This is a genomic window from Virgibacillus siamensis, assembly GCF_900162695.1.
GTDB classification, from domain to species: Bacteria; Bacillota; Bacilli; order Bacillales; family Amphibacillaceae; genus Lentibacillus; species Lentibacillus siamensis_A.
In genome coordinates, this window is sequence record NZ_FUIH01000007.1 from 522,934 (window position 1) to 540,429 (window position 17,496).

At 42.7% G+C, this 17,496-nt stretch carries 18 protein-coding genes; 16 read left to right on the plus strand and 2 right to left on the minus strand.

The genetic code is table 11. From position 1 onward, the window contains the following. Window positions 1–33: 33 nt before the first annotated feature. Window positions 34–588: a histidine phosphatase family protein gene (locus tag B1K71_RS06305; protein ID WP_077325185.1), complete on the plus strand. Its 555-nt coding sequence runs from the start codon at window positions 34–36 to the stop codon at window positions 586–588. Window positions 589–713: 125 nt separating this feature from the next. Here B1K71_RS06305 and B1K71_RS06310 read toward each other — a convergent pair whose 3' ends face one another. Next, window positions 714–1,253: a transcription repressor NadR gene (locus tag B1K71_RS06310; RefSeq protein ID WP_077325187.1), complete on the minus strand. Its 540-nt coding sequence runs from the start codon at window positions 1,251–1,253 to the stop codon at window positions 714–716. A gap of 156 nt (window positions 1,254–1,409) precedes the next feature. Between B1K71_RS06310 and B1K71_RS06315 the strand changes: the two genes are divergently transcribed. The 9 genes from B1K71_RS06315 to B1K71_RS06355 all read left to right on the plus strand — a co-directional run bounded on the left by B1K71_RS06315 (window position 1,410) and on the right by B1K71_RS06355 (window position 10,565). Continuing rightward, window positions 1,410–1,598, plus strand: a complete 189-nt coding sequence (locus B1K71_RS06315; RefSeq protein WP_077325189.1) for a hypothetical protein — start codon at window positions 1,410–1,412, stop codon at window positions 1,596–1,598. A 1-nt stretch (window position 1,599) separates the two neighbouring features. After that, window positions 1,600–3,078 carry a sodium:solute symporter family protein gene (locus B1K71_RS06320; RefSeq protein WP_077325191.1) on the plus strand — a complete coding sequence of 493 codons (1,479 nt, stop codon included), beginning with the start codon at window positions 1,600–1,602 and terminating at the stop codon, window positions 3,076–3,078. A gap of 199 nt (window positions 3,079–3,277) precedes the next feature. Continuing rightward, a complete protein-coding gene (locus tag B1K71_RS06325; RefSeq protein ID WP_077325193.1) occupies window positions 3,278–3,976 on the plus strand; it encodes an N-acetylmannosamine-6-phosphate 2-epimerase in 699 nt (232 codons plus the stop codon). Window positions 3,977–3,978: 2 nt separating this feature from the next. Next, window positions 3,979–4,848 carry an N-acetylneuraminate lyase gene (locus B1K71_RS06330; protein WP_077325195.1) on the plus strand — a complete coding sequence of 290 codons (870 nt, stop codon included), beginning with the start codon at window positions 3,979–3,981 and terminating at the stop codon, window positions 4,846–4,848. Between the two features lie 19 nt (window positions 4,849–4,867). Next, entirely contained in the window at window positions 4,868–6,361 is a 1,494-nt protein-coding gene (locus tag B1K71_RS06335) for a sodium:solute symporter (protein ID WP_077325197.1), read from the plus strand. Between the two features lie 22 nt (window positions 6,362–6,383). Next, on the plus strand, window positions 6,384–8,063 hold the full coding sequence (locus tag B1K71_RS06340; RefSeq protein ID WP_077325199.1) for an FAD-binding protein: 1,680 nt from the start codon (window positions 6,384–6,386) through the stop codon (window positions 8,061–8,063). A 78-nt stretch (window positions 8,064–8,141) separates the two neighbouring features. Then, entirely contained in the window at window positions 8,142–9,047 is a 906-nt protein-coding gene (locus B1K71_RS06345) for an ROK family protein (RefSeq protein ID WP_077325201.1), read from the plus strand. Window positions 9,048–9,281: 234 nt separating this feature from the next. Continuing rightward, window positions 9,282–10,121 (plus strand): MurR/RpiR family transcriptional regulator, encoded by an 840-nt coding sequence (locus B1K71_RS06350; protein WP_175631847.1) that lies wholly within the window; start codon window positions 9,282–9,284, stop codon window positions 10,119–10,121. Between the two features lie 135 nt (window positions 10,122–10,256). Next, a complete protein-coding gene (locus B1K71_RS06355) occupies window positions 10,257–10,565 on the plus strand; it encodes a nuclease-related domain-containing protein (RefSeq protein ID WP_175631848.1) in 309 nt (102 codons plus the stop codon). A gap of 150 nt (window positions 10,566–10,715) precedes the next feature. Here the strand turns inward: B1K71_RS06355 and B1K71_RS06360 are convergent, their stop codons facing one another. Next, window positions 10,716–11,045 (minus strand): hypothetical protein, encoded by a 330-nt coding sequence (locus B1K71_RS06360; protein WP_077325205.1) that lies wholly within the window; start codon window positions 11,043–11,045, stop codon window positions 10,716–10,718. Window positions 11,046–11,345: 300 nt separating this feature from the next. Here B1K71_RS06360 and B1K71_RS06365 point away from each other — a divergent pair, with 300 nt between their 5' ends. From B1K71_RS06365 to B1K71_RS06390, 6 genes are all read left to right on the plus strand, one after another. Continuing rightward, window positions 11,346–12,530, plus strand: a complete 1,185-nt coding sequence (locus B1K71_RS06365; protein ID WP_077325207.1) for an exonuclease SbcCD subunit D — start codon at window positions 11,346–11,348, stop codon at window positions 12,528–12,530. Between the two features lie 18 nt (window positions 12,531–12,548). Further along, window positions 12,549–15,641 (plus strand): AAA family ATPase, encoded by a 3,093-nt coding sequence (locus B1K71_RS06370; protein ID WP_077325209.1) that lies wholly within the window; start codon window positions 12,549–12,551, stop codon window positions 15,639–15,641. Window positions 15,642–15,662: 21 nt separating this feature from the next. Then, window positions 15,663–15,845, plus strand: a complete 183-nt coding sequence (locus B1K71_RS06375; protein ID WP_077325211.1) for a hypothetical protein — start codon at window positions 15,663–15,665, stop codon at window positions 15,843–15,845. An 81-nt stretch (window positions 15,846–15,926) separates the two neighbouring features. Continuing rightward, window positions 15,927–16,100: a sporulation histidine kinase inhibitor Sda gene (locus B1K71_RS06380; RefSeq protein WP_428848857.1), complete on the plus strand. Its 174-nt coding sequence runs from the start codon at window positions 15,927–15,929 to the stop codon at window positions 16,098–16,100. A 252-nt stretch (window positions 16,101–16,352) separates the two neighbouring features. Next, window positions 16,353–16,502: a small acid-soluble spore protein O gene (gene sspO / locus B1K71_RS06385; RefSeq protein ID WP_077325215.1), complete on the plus strand. Its 150-nt coding sequence runs from the start codon at window positions 16,353–16,355 to the stop codon at window positions 16,500–16,502. Window positions 16,503–16,555: 53 nt separating this feature from the next. Then, window positions 16,556–17,212 carry a reverse transcriptase-like protein gene (locus tag B1K71_RS06390; RefSeq protein WP_077330075.1) on the plus strand — a complete coding sequence of 219 codons (657 nt, stop codon included), beginning with the start codon at window positions 16,556–16,558 and terminating at the stop codon, window positions 17,210–17,212. Window positions 17,213–17,496: the final 284 nt, after the last annotated feature.

A 17,496-nucleotide genomic window follows, 5' to 3' on the forward strand; every position in this document is an offset into this window, starting at 1 on the left:
TTATAGTATGCTATACAGGGGAGGATGAAAGTAATGACGACAAACTTATATTTTGTGCGACATGCACATTCGGTATATACACCTGATGAATACGGCCGGCCACTGTCGGAGCGGGGTTTTTCAGATGTATCGGCTGTAACCGGTTTACTGGAAAAAAAACAGATTGACTGTGTATTCGCCAGCCCGTATAAACGAGCAATCCAAACGGTTGAGGGAATCGCTGCCCGCCTTCAAAAAGAAATACGGATTGAACCTGCCTTCAGGGAACGCCGGGTAGCTGAAGTTCCTGTCAGCGATTTTTCGAGCGCTGTTGAAAAATTGTGGCGGAACCCGGAATTTCACTGGCAGGGCGGAGAATCCAACACACTCGCCCAAAAAAGGGGAGTTCGCGCTACACTTGACCTGTTGAACAAGCACAATGGTGAGAATGTTGTGATCGGTACACACGGTAACATCATGGTGTTAATCATGAACTATTTTAATGATCAATACGATTACGAGTTTTGGCAGAATCTTGCTATGCCGGATATTTATCAACTGACATTTTCCGGGACCAGACTTACAACAGTAAGAAGAATCTGGGAGTGAGCTGCCCTAACATTTAGCATTTATGCGCGGTTTTGCTTTAGATGTGCGCGATTTCCGTATTTTTTGCGCGAATTTGCAAGTATGCGCGGAAATGGGGTAGAAATTTATAAATTCTACCGCTCCCCTTACGACTCCAGCAAAATCCCTTCCACTCGCAACACCTGGCACGCTTTGTCCAGCTGTTCCTCTGTGTCTGCCTCAATCGCGTGCAGGTGCACGCCATCTGTGAGTCTGGATAATAACGACGCCTCCGTTTGTTTCAGTTTATGTAAAAATGCATCGACATCCATGCGGCTTTTGATCATCAGCGAGCCTGTTAAATCTCCATAAATCGGGTGTTCAACCATTACATTTTTAACCTTCACACCATGATCCACAAGTGTATTCAACTCAAGTGCGGTATCTTCCAGCCGGTGATTGACCACAATTGTGCGCGTGAATTTTGCTGTTTGTCCATTTTCGGTGAAATACACATAACCGCGTGCTGTTGCCACGATTGGCTCACCTTTTGCCTTCAAAAGGGAAACATCCTGTACAATCACTTGTCTGCTTACATTTGTTTTTTCTGCCAAAATTTTGCCGGATAATGGTTTTTCAGCATCCTTAAGCCATGTCAAAATCATATTTCTCCGCTCTTCACCAAGTATCTTATTCTCATCCGCCATTGGACGCACCTTCTTTCCACTTTATTCATTGTCTCTATTATAGCAAAACGCTGTGTTGATTCATAAAAAAGTTCTTGAATTGCTGTTACGAATATGTAACTATATATATGTGTGTAAAGACATATGTAAAAATATGTGCAGAAGAGGAGCATTTATATGATAAAAAAGAAATCGACCTTTGGCTGGGGTGTGCTGATTGCGGTGTTGATTTTATTGGCGTACCTCCTTCCATATACAATTCTTTCCGGTACAAAAGCTTGGTATGGCAGCTTTCTACTCTGGGGGATGATTGGGATTTTAATTATTTTGGCTAACATCATGGTCACGAAAAATTGGGGGGAGTAAGTTGACTACTAATCTGGTAATCTGGGGAATTATACTTTATATAGTATTGGCAGTATCCGTTGCACTGTTGTCAAGACGGGGCAATCGATCGGATATGTCCGGCTTTTTCCTTGGCGGACGTAATATGAATGGCATATTGTCAGCGCTCAGTTACAGCGCGACAACGTACAGCGCATTTATGATGGTTGGTCTGGCAGGACTCACGTATACCGGCGGTGTCGGTGCCCTCGGGTTTGAGATTGTTTACTTTACAGGTGTGTCACTTGTTGCGCTTTTCGGGCCGCGTTTTTGGATGGCCGGAAAAAAATATGGCTATGTGTCACCATCAGAAATGGTAGGCGGACGCTATGGAAGCAAAAAGGCAGCTGCTGCTATTTCACTTGTCAGTTGTCTGTTCCTGATTCCATACTGTGCTGTCCAGCTTGCCGGGGTGGGATATCTGTTACAGGGGATTACTGGTAATACGATCCCGTTTACGGTCGGGGTCGTCATTGCAACGGTGCTGGCGATCCTGTTTTCCTTTGCGGCGGGAATTCGCTCGGTCGTCTGGACGGATTCGCTGCAGGCCATCATTATGATTATTACATCAACAGTCGTCGTGCTGCTCGTCATTCAGGGACTCGGCGGTTTCGGGCAGTTCTTTGATAATCTGCAGGCAAACCATCCGGAATCACTCGCAGTGCCGGGAAACGGCTATTTCAGCTTTACCACGTTTCTCGGGCTGACACTTCCATGGTTCTTTTTCAGTCTGTCCAATCCACAGGTGAGTCAGCGGTTATTTATGCCTGCCTCATTGAAAGGGTTGCGGCAGATGCTGATTGGCTTCCTCGTTTTTGGATTTATTTATACGTTTGTGTCTGTATTGTGGGGATTTTCCGCATTGCAAATGTTTCCGGATTTGTCGACAGCAGATTTGGCAACACCAAAACTGCTTTCATCTGATCTTGTGCCGCCGGTGCTGGGTGTTATTGTGATGGTCGGGATTTTGGCTGCGGCAGTTTCCACAATTGATTCGATCATGCTGACATTGGCTTCGATGTTTGGGCGTGATGTATACGGCAATACGAAAAAACAGCCGGATGATGCACAGCAGCTAAAAGTGGCCAAGTTTGTAATTCCGGTCATCGCTGTGCTGGCGTTTGCCTTTGCGGAACTGCAGTTAAATCTGATAGCAGTGTTGTCTGTTGCTGCTTCATCGGGATTGATTGTTGTTGTCCCATCAATTGTTGGAACATTTTTCTGGCGGCGCGGGACTGCTGCAGGGGTAATTTCAAGTGTCACGATCGGTGCATTGCTCGTTCTTGCCATTGAATTTACCGGTATTAAACCATTGGGACTCGCTGCAGGTATTTGGGGACTGCTCGTATCAACAGCAATATTTATCGGCATCAGTCTTGTCACAAAAGCACCAACAGAACGAGCCGAAGCATTTATTCATATATTAAAAAAAGAAACAAACCAATCCAAAAAAGTATCCTAGATAAACAACAGCAAACTATTTTTTGACAAAATTCGGGTAGTGTCTGGCACAGCCCGAATTTTCTTTTTCGTAAAAATGATTGTTAACTATCATTTTAATTTTTATATTGACAGTAAAATGTCAGGGTGTTATAGTCTTTGTTGAAAGCGCTTTTCATTATGAATTAATAAATGTATTAACATCAGCAAGGAGATTACCTATGAATGTATTGGATAAGATTAGCAATAAGTTAATAGTTTCCTGTCAAGCATTGGAAGATGAACCGCTTCATAGCTCATTCATCATGGGGAAAATGGCTTTGGCGGCATACGAGGGTGGCGCTGCAGGTATTCGTGCAAATACTGTAAGGGACATCCAGGCTATCAAAAAAGAAGTTGATCTTCCCATTATCGGAATTGTTAAAAAGGATTTTCCGGGAAGCAATGTTTATATCACGCCGACATTACAGGAAGTGGATGCACTGTATCACGAAGGTGTTGATATTATTGCATTGGACGCGACGAAACAGGAACGCCCCAATGGACAAAGTTTTCAGGAATTCTTTTCCGAATTGAAGGAAAGGTATCCCAATCAACTGTTTATGGCCGATGTATCAACATTGGAAGAAGGGAAAATTGCGGAACAGGCGGGGGTGGACATTGTTGCTCCAACATTGGCGGGTTATACACCATACTCCAAAGGTACAGTTCCATTGCAAATCGCTGAAGAACTGGTTCGGAATCTAACAATCCCCGTGATTGCTGAAGGGAATTTTGATACACCGGAAAAAGCAAAAAGTGCCCTCCAGTCAGGAGTTCATGCAGTAGTTGTGGGGAGTGCCATAACGCGTCCTCAAATTATAACGAGAAAATTTGCAGCAGCTTTGGAAGAAACCAACTTATACGGAAAGGTGAGATAAACATGAAAGGTATTTATTCAGCATTGATGTGCTCATTTGATGAAAACGGACAGGTGAACGAAAAGGGTCTGCGTGAAATTGTACGATATAACATCGATGTGTCCGAAGTCGATGGGTTATATGTAAATGGAAGTACAGGGGAAAACTTTCTGATTTCCGCGGATCAGAAGAAACGGATTTTTGAAATTGTAAAAGATGAAGCAGGAGACAGTGTGAAGCTTATCGGGCAAATTGGTGCACTGAATATTGATGAAGCAGTCGATCTTGCGAAATTTGCAACCGATCTCAACTATGATGCCATTTCTGCGGTTACCCCGTTTTATTATAAATTTGACTTTGACGAAATAAAGGATTACTACAATACAATTTTAGAGAACGTGGATAATAATCTGATTATTTATTCCATTCCTGCGTTAACAGGGGTAAATATGAATCTGGAGCAATTCGGGGAGCTGTTTGAAAACGAAAAAGTGATTGGCGTTAAATTTACAGCACCTGACTTTTTCTTACTGGAAAGATTAAGACATGCATTTCCTGATAAATTAATTTATTCCGGTTTTGATGAAATGCTTCTTTCTGCATCTGTATTAAATATTGATGGAGCGATTGGAAGTACGTTTAATGTAAATGGTCAACGTGCGAAACAGATCTTTAATCTTGCCAAAACAGGACAAATTGAAGAGGCTAGGAAAATTCAAAAAGAAACAAACGACATGATTGCTGCAATTCTTAACAATGGCCTTTACCAGACAATTAAAGAGATGCTGAAAGTAAAAGGCGTTGAAGCAGGAATTTGCAGAAAGCCTATGAAATCCCTGGGGGAAAAAGGCATTGCAAAAGCGCAGCAAATTGCGGAACAATATATGAACTAAGCGAGAGGGGGATATAAAAATGGGAAGCTTTCAACTAATTGATTATATTATTTTATTTGCCTATCTGTTATTCATTCTGTATATCGGTATCGCAGTAGCAAAAAAAGAAATGAAAGGAAAGGAATTTTTTAAAGGTGACGGATCCATACCTTGGTGGGTCACTTCTGTAAGCCTTTTCGCAACGCTTTTAAGTCCGATTTCCTTTCTGTCACTTGCCGGAAACTCCTATTCGGATTCCTGGCAGCTGTGGGTGGCACAATTGGGATTGTTCATTGCAGTGCCAACCGCGATTTATTTTTTCCTGCCGGTATATCGGGACTTAAATCTTGATACAGCATACGAATACCTGGAAAAAAGATTTGGCAAAAGCCTCCGGGTTATTGCCAGTGTATTGTTTATTATTTATCAAATCGGCCGGATGTCGATTATTATGTATTTGCCATCCATCGCTTTATCTGCGGTAACTGGTATTCATTCGGTTTATATCATTCTGTTTATGGGTATTATCGCCACTGTTTATTCTGCTTTCGGCGGCATAAAATCCGTACTGTGGACAGACTTTATACAAGGCGTTGTATTAATTGGCGGTGGAGTTTTTGCATTAATTGTCTTAATATTCTCCATCCAGGGCGGCCTTCCTGAAGTTTTGGAAACCGGAATAGCAGACAATAAATTCTTTAGTGAAGAAGTTATTTTTGATCCAAATATCCTGAACGACAGTTTGTTTATTATTTTCCTGGGTGCGGGTCTGTCAACTGCCTTTTCTTATATTTCAAGTCAGGATATGGTACAGCGTTATTTAACAACTACTGATATTAAACAAATGAACAAAATGACAATTGGAAATGGTGTATTATCCCTTGGTACTGCCACATTGTTCTTCTTCATCGGAACATCGTTGTATGTGTTTTATAAACAGCAAATGGGCAGTGACATGCCAACCGGAAATTCTGATTTGATTTTTGCAAACTTCATCGTGGGTGAATTGCCTGCAGGTGTTTCCGGATTATTGATTGCAGCACTATTTGCGGCTGGCCAGTCAACATTGTCTACTGGATTAAACAGTGTAGCTACAAGCTGGACACTTGATATTCAAAAAATAATCACTCCTGGTCTGAGTGACAATGCAAGCACTCGTATTGCCAGAGTTGTTTCCTGGATTGTTGGTATCTTCTCGATTATTTTTGCAATTGTTCTTGTGTATACCGACATCAGCTCCGCATACGAATGGTTTAATGGATTGATGGGATTAATCCTGGGTATCATCGGCGGTACATTTACACTCGGAATAATGACACGAAGAGCGAATGCGAAAGGTGCACTGCTTGGATTTATTGCCACTACCATCGTTGCAATCTATGTTTCTTACTTTACAGATACAACACTATGGGCATATTCTGTTATAAACTTGATTGCATCGCTTGTATTCGGATATGTGTTCAGTCTCATCTTTTCAGGAAAAAGCAATGCTGAAGATGAAGATGAAGGATTAACTTTCTATGATATAGGATAAGGAATTACAGGTGGGGTTATAATTGGAAATCAGCAGGAAAATAAAATCAGAAGTATTGGTTGTCGGAAGCGGGCTTTCCGGTATTAAAGCAAGCAAGGAACTGGCAGCCATGAATCGTGAAATATTAATGGTAACGAAAACAAAATTGGCATCAGGTTCAAGTTTTTATCCACTAAAAGCATCATTGGGAACACAGGTTACAAAGGATAATGCAGATAAACAAGTATTTTTAAAGGATATAGAAGATCTTAGCTGTGGGATGCATCGAGAAGATTTGGCTGAAGTATATGTGGACAAAATACCTGATGGCGTGAAGGAATATGAAGATATCGGTGTTTTTCCCAAGAAATTGGAAGGTGAACGGAAGGCATGTTTTGCAAATAATGCAAGAGATATCTACTTGCTTAGTGACTGGGATCAAATCCGTGAAAATGTCAGAACAATTTTCAGTGCCTATGACAACTTGACACTGATGCAGAAAACCGTCGTTGTCTCCTTAATAAAACGTGATGAAAGAATTGTCGGGGCAATCCTGCTTGATGACGGAAATGAATTTGTCCTTGTAGAATGCAGCGCAGTCATTTTGGCTTCGGGCGGTTTTGGAAATATATATAAGCATAACCTCAATCCTGCAGATGTCGATGGATCGGGGCATATCCTGGCAATCGAAGCTGGTGCTAAATTGGTCAACATGGAATTTATTCAGTTTATTCCCGGGATTACTGCTCCCCGGTACAAAACGTTATTCGGGGAGCACACATTAATGTATTGCCGCGATATTGTCGATGATGATGGAAACAGTCTGCTGGATCCAATACTTCCTGACAGTTTATCCAAAAAAGCGTGTCTGGAAATTCGCAGTACACATGGACCGTTCACACACTCACTTGAATCGAAGTATTTTGATATCGCGATGATGAAAAATATTATTGCCTCCAACAATGAAAAAGGTTTTACGTTAATATTTGCCGATGAACTATATGAAAATAAAGAAGAATTTTATACCGTATATTTGGACTGGCTGAAAGGAAAGAATGTTCATCTGGTGGAAAATGAAGTGAAAATTGCCCCTTTTGCACATGCAAGCAATGGCGGGGTGTTTATCAATACGTTTGGGAGAACGGGTGTAAATGGCTTATATGCTATTGGTGAACTTTCATCCAATATTGAAGGTGCCAACCGGCTCGGCGGTAATTCAACAGGAGCGTGCATGGTATTCGGCAAACGCGCGGCAATTGATTGTGACCGCTATTTGCAGTCCGCACCAATGCAGGAACTTACTGTTAATGATGGCAACCTGCAATTGGAGCAAATACTGAAAGCCCATGATGGACGCGGAAATGAAGGAGAGCTATCTGCGAATGCCATTGTTGATAAAGTAAGGGAAATAATGTGGTATAAAGGTAATGTCGTCCGATCCGAACAGCAGTTGAAACAAGGGATCGATGAAATACAAAAATGTGCAAACATGTTTTCTTTTACAGAATTAGTACAGAACCAGCATACAAGAAAACTTGCCTTTAAAGCTGCAAATACTATTCAGTTGGCCCAGATGGTGCTGCGGGCAATGCTGGAACGAAGAGAAAGCCGCGGTGCGCATTATCGTGAAGATTACCCAGTCGAAAATCCGGAGTATCGTAAACGCTTATTTTTAACACAGAACGATAGAAAGACCGTGTCATTGGATTTTTGGGATCAATGATATGAAGGTGCAGAGAGAGAAAAACCGCAGCCATGGTTTTTCTCTTTTTACTGGAACGTTTGGAAAGGAGTAAAATACATGCAACTCGCTGTTTTTGATATCGGTGGCACTTCGATAAAATATGGTATAGTGAATGAAGAAGGGGAGTTTTTGCATACTGATTCCTTTGCTACGGAGGCACACCTTGGAGGTGAATCCGTCATAGGAAAAGTTGCAGATATAGCTAACATCTTGAAAAGACAATACACTATAGATGGGATTTCCATCAGTTCAGCCGGCCAAATTGACAGTGTAAGTGGAACTGTCGTATTCGCGACTGATAATATTCCCGGTTTGACTTCCTTGCCGATTGCGGAAATGGTCAGCAGCCATACAGGTTTGCCGGTGAAAGTGGAAAATGACGTTAATTGTACGGCGCTGGGTGAATATTGGCAGGGTGCTGCCGTTGGTACGGAAGACTTTTTGTGTGTAACGATTGGCACGGGTATTGGCGGTGCTTTATTCTTGGACGGAAAAATATACACCGGTCATAATTATTCGGCAGGAGAGATTGGACACATCAATCTTTATCCCAACGGAAAATCATGTACATGCGGAAACAATGGATGCTTTGAAAGATATGCATCCAGTTCAGCGTTGGAAGGACTGATTGGTACACGCTTGGGGTATCAGCTGGAATTAAAGAAGTTCTTTGATTTGCTATTAGCAGGGGATGAACCGTGCCGTGAAATTTTTGAACGCTGGATTGATGATTTGACGACGGGACTTCAATCACTCGTTCATATTTTCAACCCGGAATTAATCGTTATCGGCGGTGGAATTTCAGCCCAGGGGCAGTTCCTGTTACGCGCAATCAACACAGCTTTGATGAAAAAATTGATGCCGAATCACCGCAAGTCATTAACTGTCAAGCTTGCGGAAAACGATAATAAAGCAAATTTACTTGGGGCCGCGAAGCATTTTATGCGGTCAATGGAATGTTAGAAGAGGCTGGGACAAAAATGTTTTACCAAAGACAGACCTGAACAATTAATTAGAAAGTGGAGCGTATAGCCGCTCCGGAAATATACTTCGCTTTCCGCGGGCGGCTGGTGAGCCTCCTCGTGCTTACGCACTGCGGGGTCTCACCTATGCCTTTCCTCCCGCAGGAGTCTGCGTATATTTCCTCCGCTAATTTCCTTATTGTTGATAACTGCAAGAAAAGGGGGGATGTTTTGTATGGTGAAAAATCCGAAGAAAGTTATTAAACCATCCATTATCATGGAGCAAAACAAACAAAATTTTACAAAGTCCGAACACAAAATATATAACTACATTATTTCAAACACAGACAAAATCATTTATGATTCTTTAACGGAGATTTCAGAAGGCTGCAAGGTTGCAGAGGCTACGGTATTGCGTTTTTTTCGAAAGCTTGGTTTTAAAGGTTTTCAGGATTTTAAATTTTTATTTGCTCAGGAAGTGCCGGCTGCAGCTGACGCTGATCATGAAGCCACTTACATTGAGAAAATTAAAAACAGTATGGTGCGGGCTGTAGAGGATTCGTATGATATTATCGATGTTGAAGCATTGGATTCTGTAATAGGTGCGATTGAATCCTCCGAAGATGTGGTTATTTTTGGAGTGGGTTCTTCAGGAATAGCCGGGCAGGATATGCAAAATCGGTTAATGCGGATCGGCAAGAATGTCAGTATTGTAACAGACCCGCACAACCAGGTGATGCGTGCCTCATCAATGAATGAACATACAGTTGTGATCGCAATCAGTTTAACCGGAAGTACAAAGGATATCATCGATTCTGTAAAGATTGCCAAGGATAATGCCGCAACGGTAATTGTGCTGACCAATTATGTGAAATCACCATTGACGCAATTTGCCGATCAAGTGCTGCTTTCCTCATCAAAAGAAAGCCCCTTGAACAGCGGATCACTGGTCGCCAAAATCACCCAGCTCTTTTTGATTGATTTAATTTGTACCGGCCTGACACTAAGAAATTTCGAGGAAGCCGAAAAAATGAAAATGAAAATCGCAGAAAATACCGCAAGCAAACTATATTAAAAATATTATTCGACAAAATTCGGGTGGTGCCTGGCACCACCCGAATTTTCTATATATAAATTTTGTTGAAAAAGCAGGATTCTTGGGTGTTGGCGGCGTATTATAATATAACCGACTATAAAGGAGGTGCACAATTTGATAGTCAAGCCAATTGAGCCGCCGTTTCAGTTGAAGCAAACTGAGGCTCTCAGCAGGCGATTGCATTCCCATCATTTTAAAAAAGTGGATGTTGATGAAAGCGCCCGAAGATTACGGGCGGGTTATAATGGCGAAAAATCACTCGGTTTCCACTTAAGTCTTCTCCAGGATCATGCCTTTCACATTCTTCATAATATCCGGCTCCCCGATGAAAATGACTTTTTCCAGATAGACAATTTGATAAACTCACTTCAGCTGATTCTCATAAATGAAGTGAAGAATATTTTCCGGCACAGTCATCTATGATGAGTTTGGCCAGGCAATCCGCATCCGGGAAAATGGCAGGGAAGAGAACCCTGGCAACCATATTGAACAGGTAAACCTGCAGCATTTCAGATTACTTCGCTTACTGAGACAATATAACTTCCCCGCGATCCCAATCGAAAAACTTATCACTTACAGCAATCCAAGCACAATCATTAAAAATTTAACCAATAACAAAAGCATTTCGAATATGGTTATCCATAAAGAACAACTGCTGACGAAAATATCCGATTTGCGGAGAAGCATCGCTCGATATGTTTTCCAGAGCAGCAGCTCCAGCAACTGTCTGAATTGCTGGTTTCGCTGCATACGACGAAACGAGTCAACATTAAAAAAAGTTTCATGTGAACAGTGAGCATATTTTACGCGGTGTTTTTTGTCCGGAATGTAGTGCGCTGCCGATGATTTATGCGAATGCCAACTGGAGCTGCGCGGCATGCGGCGTAACGTCAAAAGCGGCATATCTAAAGGCGCTTGAGGACTTATTCCTGCTGTTTGGAGAGGAGGTCAGTAATAAGCAGGTAAGGGAGTTTTTGCAATTAAATGATAGGAATATGATATATCGTTTGATGAAAAAGGCTGGATATAATCTTCGGGGAACGAATAAGGGGGCCAGATACTTTGTTAGATTTTGAGGTGAAGGATTAAAACGAGCATATACAGAAGCAAAACGGATGGAGCTCATTATTCGGTATCTCACAAAAAGCTGCAATTTTATACTATAATAGAAAGATAGACTTGTACGGGAAAGGGGAATTTTTCATGAGGTTATTTCATACGGCAGACTGGCATCTCGGTAAGCTTGTGCAAGGTGTTTACATGACCGATGATCAGCGCTATGTATTGGACCAGTTTAATCAAGCTGTTAAGGAAGAAAAGCCGGATGCAGTGATTGTTGCCGGGGACTTGTATGATCGGGCAGTGCCCCCGACGGAAGCAGTGCATCTGCTGGATGAGGTGCTGGAGACGATTGTGCTCAAACTGAATACACCGGTGCTTGCTGTTGCAGGGAATCATGACAGTCCGAGCCGTTTGAACTTCGGCAGCCGGATTATGAAGGAGAACGGCTTTCATATTGTCGGCAATTATACAGCTGATGCGGACCCGGTGATTCTGAACGATGAACATGGGCCAGTGCATTTTCATCTGGTGCCATATTGTGATCCGAGTGTTGTCCGAACGACATTGGATAATCCGGATATCCGGTCTCACAACGATGCGGCACGAAAAACGATTGAAAACATCCAGAAATCAATGGACCCGAATGCACGTCATGTGTATATCGGACATGCTTTTGTAACACCTTTTGGCGAAGAGGAAGAAAACACGAGTGATTCAGAGCGGCCGCTGTCAATCGGCGGAGCGGAATATGTGGATGCGCATCTTTTTGAACCTTTTCATTATACAGCGCTTGGTCATTTGCATCAGGCACACCACGTGCTGAACGGAACCATTCGTTATTCCGGCTCCCTCTTAAAATATTCGATATCAGAAGCGCATCACAAGAAAGGGTTCCATATTGTGGAATTGGATAAGGACGGAAACACAACGGTGGATAAACGTACCCTTAATCCACGACGTGATATTCGGCGTGTTGAGGATACATTGGAAAATATTTTGACATACCCGGTCAGTGATGATTATGTATTTGTGCGGCTGCTGGACGAGACACCTGTGCTGTCACCTATGGAGCGGATACGATCGGTTTATCCGAATGCCATGCATGTGGAACGCGGAAATATCATGTTTTCGCCGGATCAGCCGGAATCTGCAGACAGAAAGAGCCGTACTGAAATGAGCGATCTTGATCTATTCAATGCATTTTATAAAGAAGTAAAAGGGCATGAGGCATCATCGGAAACGGAAGCGATTTTTAAAGAAGTGCTGGAGGAACGATTAAAAGAAGAACGCGAATCAACTCCGGCAAAAGAAATGGTAGAGAACTAGCCGAAAAGGGGGAAAATAATGAAACCAATAAAATTGACGATGACCGCATTTGGACCATACAAACGGACGGAAACAATTGATTTTACAGCACTTAATCCGAATAACCTGTTTGTCGTTTCCGGAAATACCGGCGCGGGAAAGACAACAATTTTCGATGGGATTTGTTTTGCCTTATATGGAAGTGCAAGTGGAACAGACCGGGAAGATAACCGAATGCTCCGCAGCGATTTTGCGGCAGACGACACCCACACTTCCATTGAGCTTGAGTTTGAAATAAATGGCAGACATTATCGGATTCTCCGGCAGCTCGGTCATGTGAAAAAAGGCAACAAGTCTAAAACCGGGGAACGCTATGAGTTTTATGAAATAGTGGATGGCCGGGAAGTTCCTTGTGTTGATCGGCAAATGGTATCCGAGGTTAATAAAAAAGTGGAGGAAATTATCGGACTGACGCAGGATCAGTTCAAGCAGATTGTCATGCTGCCACAGGGGGAATTCCGAAAACTACTGACATCACAAACCGAAAACAAGGAAGCGATTTTACGCCGGCTTTTCAAAACGGAAAGCTATAATGAGATTAATCAGCTGCTGCGCGATCGGAAAAACCGTGTCGATCAGGGATTTAAACAAGCACATCAAACCCGTGAGCATTTTGTGCAAAGCATACATACGGCACTCCCCGGCCGTGAAGATTCGGAACTTTTTCAAGTGCTTGAAGGGGAATATTATAACATCAATCAGGTCGTTGCCGCATTGGAAACCGAATCAGCCTATTACACGCAAAAAACAGCGACTGATAAACAGGCTTATCAGGATGCATATCAAAAACATGACAATAAGCAGACTGAATTGCATCAAGCAAAGTCGCTAAATGAACAGTTTTCTGATTTGGATAAAAAACAAGCTGAACTGGAGAAACTTCATAATCAGGTTCCAATCTATAAGGAAAGAGAACAGCAGTTGGAAGAGGCGGAGCGTGCAAGTCATCTGGAAGTATATGAAAAGCAGCTTGCAGACTGGAGGCTGGATGAAAAGCAGAAGATGGAAGCATTGCAGCAGGCTGATGCAATGGCAAAATCGGCTAAAGAAAAACGAAGCCGGGCTGAGGAGAAGTTCGAGAAAGAAGATGCCCGTAAAGCAGAGCGGGAAGAAACGGGATGTCAGCTTGATCGAATGCAGGGATTTTTACAGCCGGTGAAAGAACTGGATGAGCGGAAAAATAAATTGGACCAACTGGCACAGCAAGGAAAAAAAGCAGGATCCGATTTGGAAAAAGTGCAGACGGATTTGCAGCGAAAAATAGCTTCAGTGGAAAAATACGATCAAAAAATTATCGACATGGATGAAGCAGTCAGCGGTCTGGCTGAAAAGCAGCAACAGCGTTCAGATTTGCGGGAAAAATACAGGGTCGTGGATGCTTATTTGAAGATGGATCAAAAAAATACTGCCTTGAAACAAGAGGCTGCTGAACAGGAAAAGATTTTTCAGTCCGCACAAAAGGTTTATACCGAAAAAGAAAATGCCTGGCTGAATAATCAGGCTGTTGTACTGGCTGGTCACCTGCACAACGGGGAGGCGTGTCCTGTCTGCGGAAGTACTGAACATCCAGGTAAAGCAGCGGCTCATGGGGAAATGGTCACGCGTGATGAACTCAATTTATTGAAAAAGGATTTGGATGAAAAAGAACGGCAGTACCGGGAAACGGCAGCCGATTTGAAAGCAAACGGCGGGCAGCTGACAGAAATACAAGCGGAATTAACAACACATGAAATACAGCCGGAACATACGCCGGCACGCAAAGATGAATTTTTGGAAAAAGGAAAAAAGCTGACACATGAAGTGGAATTACTCGAGAAACAGCGCGATGAATTGAAGAAGCTGAAAGAAGATTTAAAGCAAGCAAAAGCAGCGCAAAAACAGCTTGAATCACAGAAAGAACAGCTGGAAAATAATTATCGCGAACTTCAATCCAATTATCGGGAAGATGCCGCCGTGTACAAAGAACAGATTCGGAATATCCCGGAAGAAGTGCAAACGCTCGCGGCACTTGAAAAAGAAATTAATCGAATAAAACAACTAAAAATGGAGCTTGAAAAAGCCTGGGAAGATGCGCAAAAAGAGCTTCAGCAGGCAAAAGAAGCTGAAGCCAAGGCAACAGCAGATTTAACGAATGCACATAGACAGCTGGACGAAACAAAGGAAAAATGCATGAAAGCAGGACAGCAGTTTACAGAAGCATTAACCGACGCATCGTTTGACTCTGAGCAAGCGTATCACCAGGCTAAAATGCCGCAGATAGAGCGGCAGGAGTGGAAAGAAGCAATTCAACGCTTTCATGAAAATCTGACGGCGAAAAAACAACAGGTGGATGATTTATCGAATACATTGAAAGATAAAGAGCGGGTTGATTTGTCGAATCTGCAAACACAGCTTCAGGAGTACAAGATTGCCTATGAGCAAGCATATGAAACATGGAAAAACTCCGAAAAGTATAGGGACCAGGCATCGACAATTAGACAAAACATCACAGAAGCGCACGAACAGGTGGCTGAACGTGAAAAAGAACTCGCCGCCATTACTGATTTATATGATGTACTGCGCGGCCAAAACAGCCGGAAAATTTCGTTCGAGCGCTATTTGCAGATTGAATATTTGGAACGGATTATCGACGCTGCCAACAGCCGCCTGAAACGTCTGTCCAACGGTCAATTTCACCTGATGCGGAGCGACCGGCAGGAGTCCCATGGCAGACAAAGCGGCCTTGCTCTCGATGTTTATGACGCATACACCGGACAGACACGCGATGTTAAAACATTATCCGGCGGTGAAAAATTCAACGCATCGCTGTGTTTGGCACTCGGCATGTCCGACGTCATACAAAGCTTCCAGGGCAACATTTCCATCGATACAATGTTTATTGATGAAGGATTTGGCACCTTAGACGAGGAATCATTGAACAAAGCAATCGACACATTGATTGATCTGCAGCAATCCGGTCGCATGATCGGTGTCATCTCTCATGTCCAGGAACTGAAAACGATGTTCCCGGCTGTTCTTGAAGTGAAGAAAACGAAAGAAGGCCACAGCAGCGCAAATTTTGTGGTGAAATAGTTCATATAAGGAGGGAGCTTGATGCTAATGGCCGGAGTGGGCGGTTTTCATGTTATTGATATGATTTTTCAGCTTGCTTTTTTTGTTCTGGTATTTGCCATAGCAGGCGGGATCATTGCTTTTATCTTCAATAGAAATAAGCGCATCAAGCGAATAGAACAGAAATTTGATGCATTATCTGATCGCGAAAATAATGGAAACTAGGGACTTTATGTGGAAATATAGCAAAGGATTTCCAATTTTATAGAAAAGTACCCTCAAAAACTGAACTTGTCTCCGAAGGCTATGTGTGGACGTTATCACAAAGGAGACCAGCTTAAAGCTACAGTTATGAATATTTTATCCGATAAAATGCTGATAGAAGCCTTCTATCAGGCAAAAGAACTTAAACTAGATAAGGACTTCATTCGGTTAATTGAAGATGAATTAAGAAAACGATCCATTATGGTCGATAAGTAATAATTCATCCTAACTTTTGGAAGGTAACATACCAGGGAGATGAAATGCCTGCATGACCTATGCTATTGCCCAGAGATTCGCTTATATCCGCGTAAAAAATTCCAATGGCGGTATAGGTGCAAGCGTACATCCAGTCCCTGGTTCGATGCCGAAAACGGGAGAGCACTATACATGCCATCCGCATCGTGTGTTTTCCCGGCAATACATATAAACCACACCTCCTAGCCAGACTAGAGTATGGAGGTGTTTTAAATGAGCGATAAAGAGAAAAAGAAACGTAATGTCAGCGATGAACAGGCTGTCAGGAAGGATTTAACAAGGCATTATGATCATGAATTTGCTAATGAGCCGCTGACTGAAACAGAACGGGCTAATAACAAGAAAACAAAAAAACGACAGTAAACCTGGAAGGGGAGTGGATAGTCCATTCCCTTTTTCAATAAGGGCGGATGGAAATGAATGTAAGAATTAAATGTACATACAGCACGCCGAAAGGAACAGAGGCAGTTTTTTATTCTGAAGAGATGCAGGCAAAAAAAGCTTTATTGCTGGCGGAAGACCTGGAGAAAACCGGCCGCATGAAAAACGTGCTGTTTATCGATCATACTGATTATCACTGGAATATGAAAGAAATCAGAAAGCAGCTGGAGGAAATTCAGACCGAACCACACGAAGTTTCCGTCTTTTTCGATGGAGGGTTTGATTTGAAGACAAAAAAATCCGGTCTCGGCTGTGCCATTTATTACGAACAGAACGGCAAGGCTTACCGGCTCCGCAAAAACGCAATCGTGGATGAATTACAGTCGAACAATGAAGCAGAGTATGCAGCATTGCATTTGGGACTGCAGGAGATTGAAAATCTCGGAGTTCACCGTATGATAGTTACGTTTGCCGGTGATTCCCGTGTTGTAATCCATCAGCTGGACGGGGAATGGCCATGCTATGAAGCGGAACTCTCAAGCTGGGCAGACCGGATTGAGGAGAAGATGAAGCGGCTGGGAATTGACCCGGAATATGAAATTGTCCCACGGAAACAAAACCGGGAAGCGGACCAACTGGCAACACAGGCACTGAAAGGTGTGGAGATCGAAAGTGTCGTGGAGCGGCTTTAATAACGGTTTTATTAGAATTTTATTTAAAATGGACAGAGTCTGGGATTCATGCAGACTATTATGATCCAGTGGAATAATGTACTGTATCCGGAATGACTCCGGGTGTAGTTCTTTTATGGAAAAGAAATCAACCTTCACAACATGTTATCGACTGTGACCACACCGGAATCAACCTTCCACGTGAGTTATCAACCATCATGCCCTTGGAATCAACCTTCAAGCTGGAATTATCAACCTTCATTGAGGAAGAATCAACTTTCACAACGTGTTATCGACTGTCACCA

Bases quoted from the DNA above. Each gene is read 5' to 3' on its own strand.
- B1K71_RS06305 (WP_077325185.1), top strand. From the start codon at position 34: ATGACGACAAACTTATATTTTGTGCGACATGCACATTCGGTATATACA.
- B1K71_RS06310 (WP_077325187.1), bottom strand. From the start codon at position 1,253: ATGGCGGATGAGAATAAGATACTTGGTGAAGAGCGGAGAAATATGATT.
- B1K71_RS06315 (WP_077325189.1), top strand. From the start codon at position 1,410: ATGATAAAAAAGAAATCGACCTTTGGCTGGGGTGTGCTGATTGCGGTG.
- B1K71_RS06325 (WP_077325193.1), top strand. From the start codon at position 3,278: ATGAATGTATTGGATAAGATTAGCAATAAGTTAATAGTTTCCTGTCAA.
- B1K71_RS06330 (WP_077325195.1), top strand. From the start codon at position 3,979: ATGAAAGGTATTTATTCAGCATTGATGTGCTCATTTGATGAAAACGGA.
- B1K71_RS06335 (WP_077325197.1), top strand. From the start codon at position 4,868: ATGGGAAGCTTTCAACTAATTGATTATATTATTTTATTTGCCTATCTG.
- B1K71_RS06345 (WP_077325201.1), top strand. From the start codon at position 8,142: ATGCAACTCGCTGTTTTTGATATCGGTGGCACTTCGATAAAATATGGT.
- B1K71_RS06350 (WP_175631847.1), top strand. From the start codon at position 9,282: ATGGTGAAAAATCCGAAGAAAGTTATTAAACCATCCATTATCATGGAG.
- B1K71_RS06360 (WP_077325205.1), bottom strand. From the start codon at position 11,045: ATGCCGCTTTTGACGTTACGCCGCATGCCGCGCAGCTCCAGTTGGCAT.
- B1K71_RS06365 (WP_077325207.1), top strand. From the start codon at position 11,346: ATGAGGTTATTTCATACGGCAGACTGGCATCTCGGTAAGCTTGTGCAA.
- B1K71_RS06370 (WP_077325209.1), top strand. From the start codon at position 12,549: ATGAAACCAATAAAATTGACGATGACCGCATTTGGACCATACAAACGG.
- B1K71_RS06375 (WP_077325211.1), top strand. From the start codon at position 15,663: ATGCTAATGGCCGGAGTGGGCGGTTTTCATGTTATTGATATGATTTTT.
- B1K71_RS06380 (WP_428848857.1), top strand. From the start codon at position 15,927: ATGTGTGGACGTTATCACAAAGGAGACCAGCTTAAAGCTACAGTTATG.
- sspO (WP_077325215.1), top strand. From the start codon at position 16,353: ATGAGCGATAAAGAGAAAAAGAAACGTAATGTCAGCGATGAACAGGCT.
- B1K71_RS06390 (WP_077330075.1), top strand. From the start codon at position 16,556: ATGAATGTAAGAATTAAATGTACATACAGCACGCCGAAAGGAACAGAG.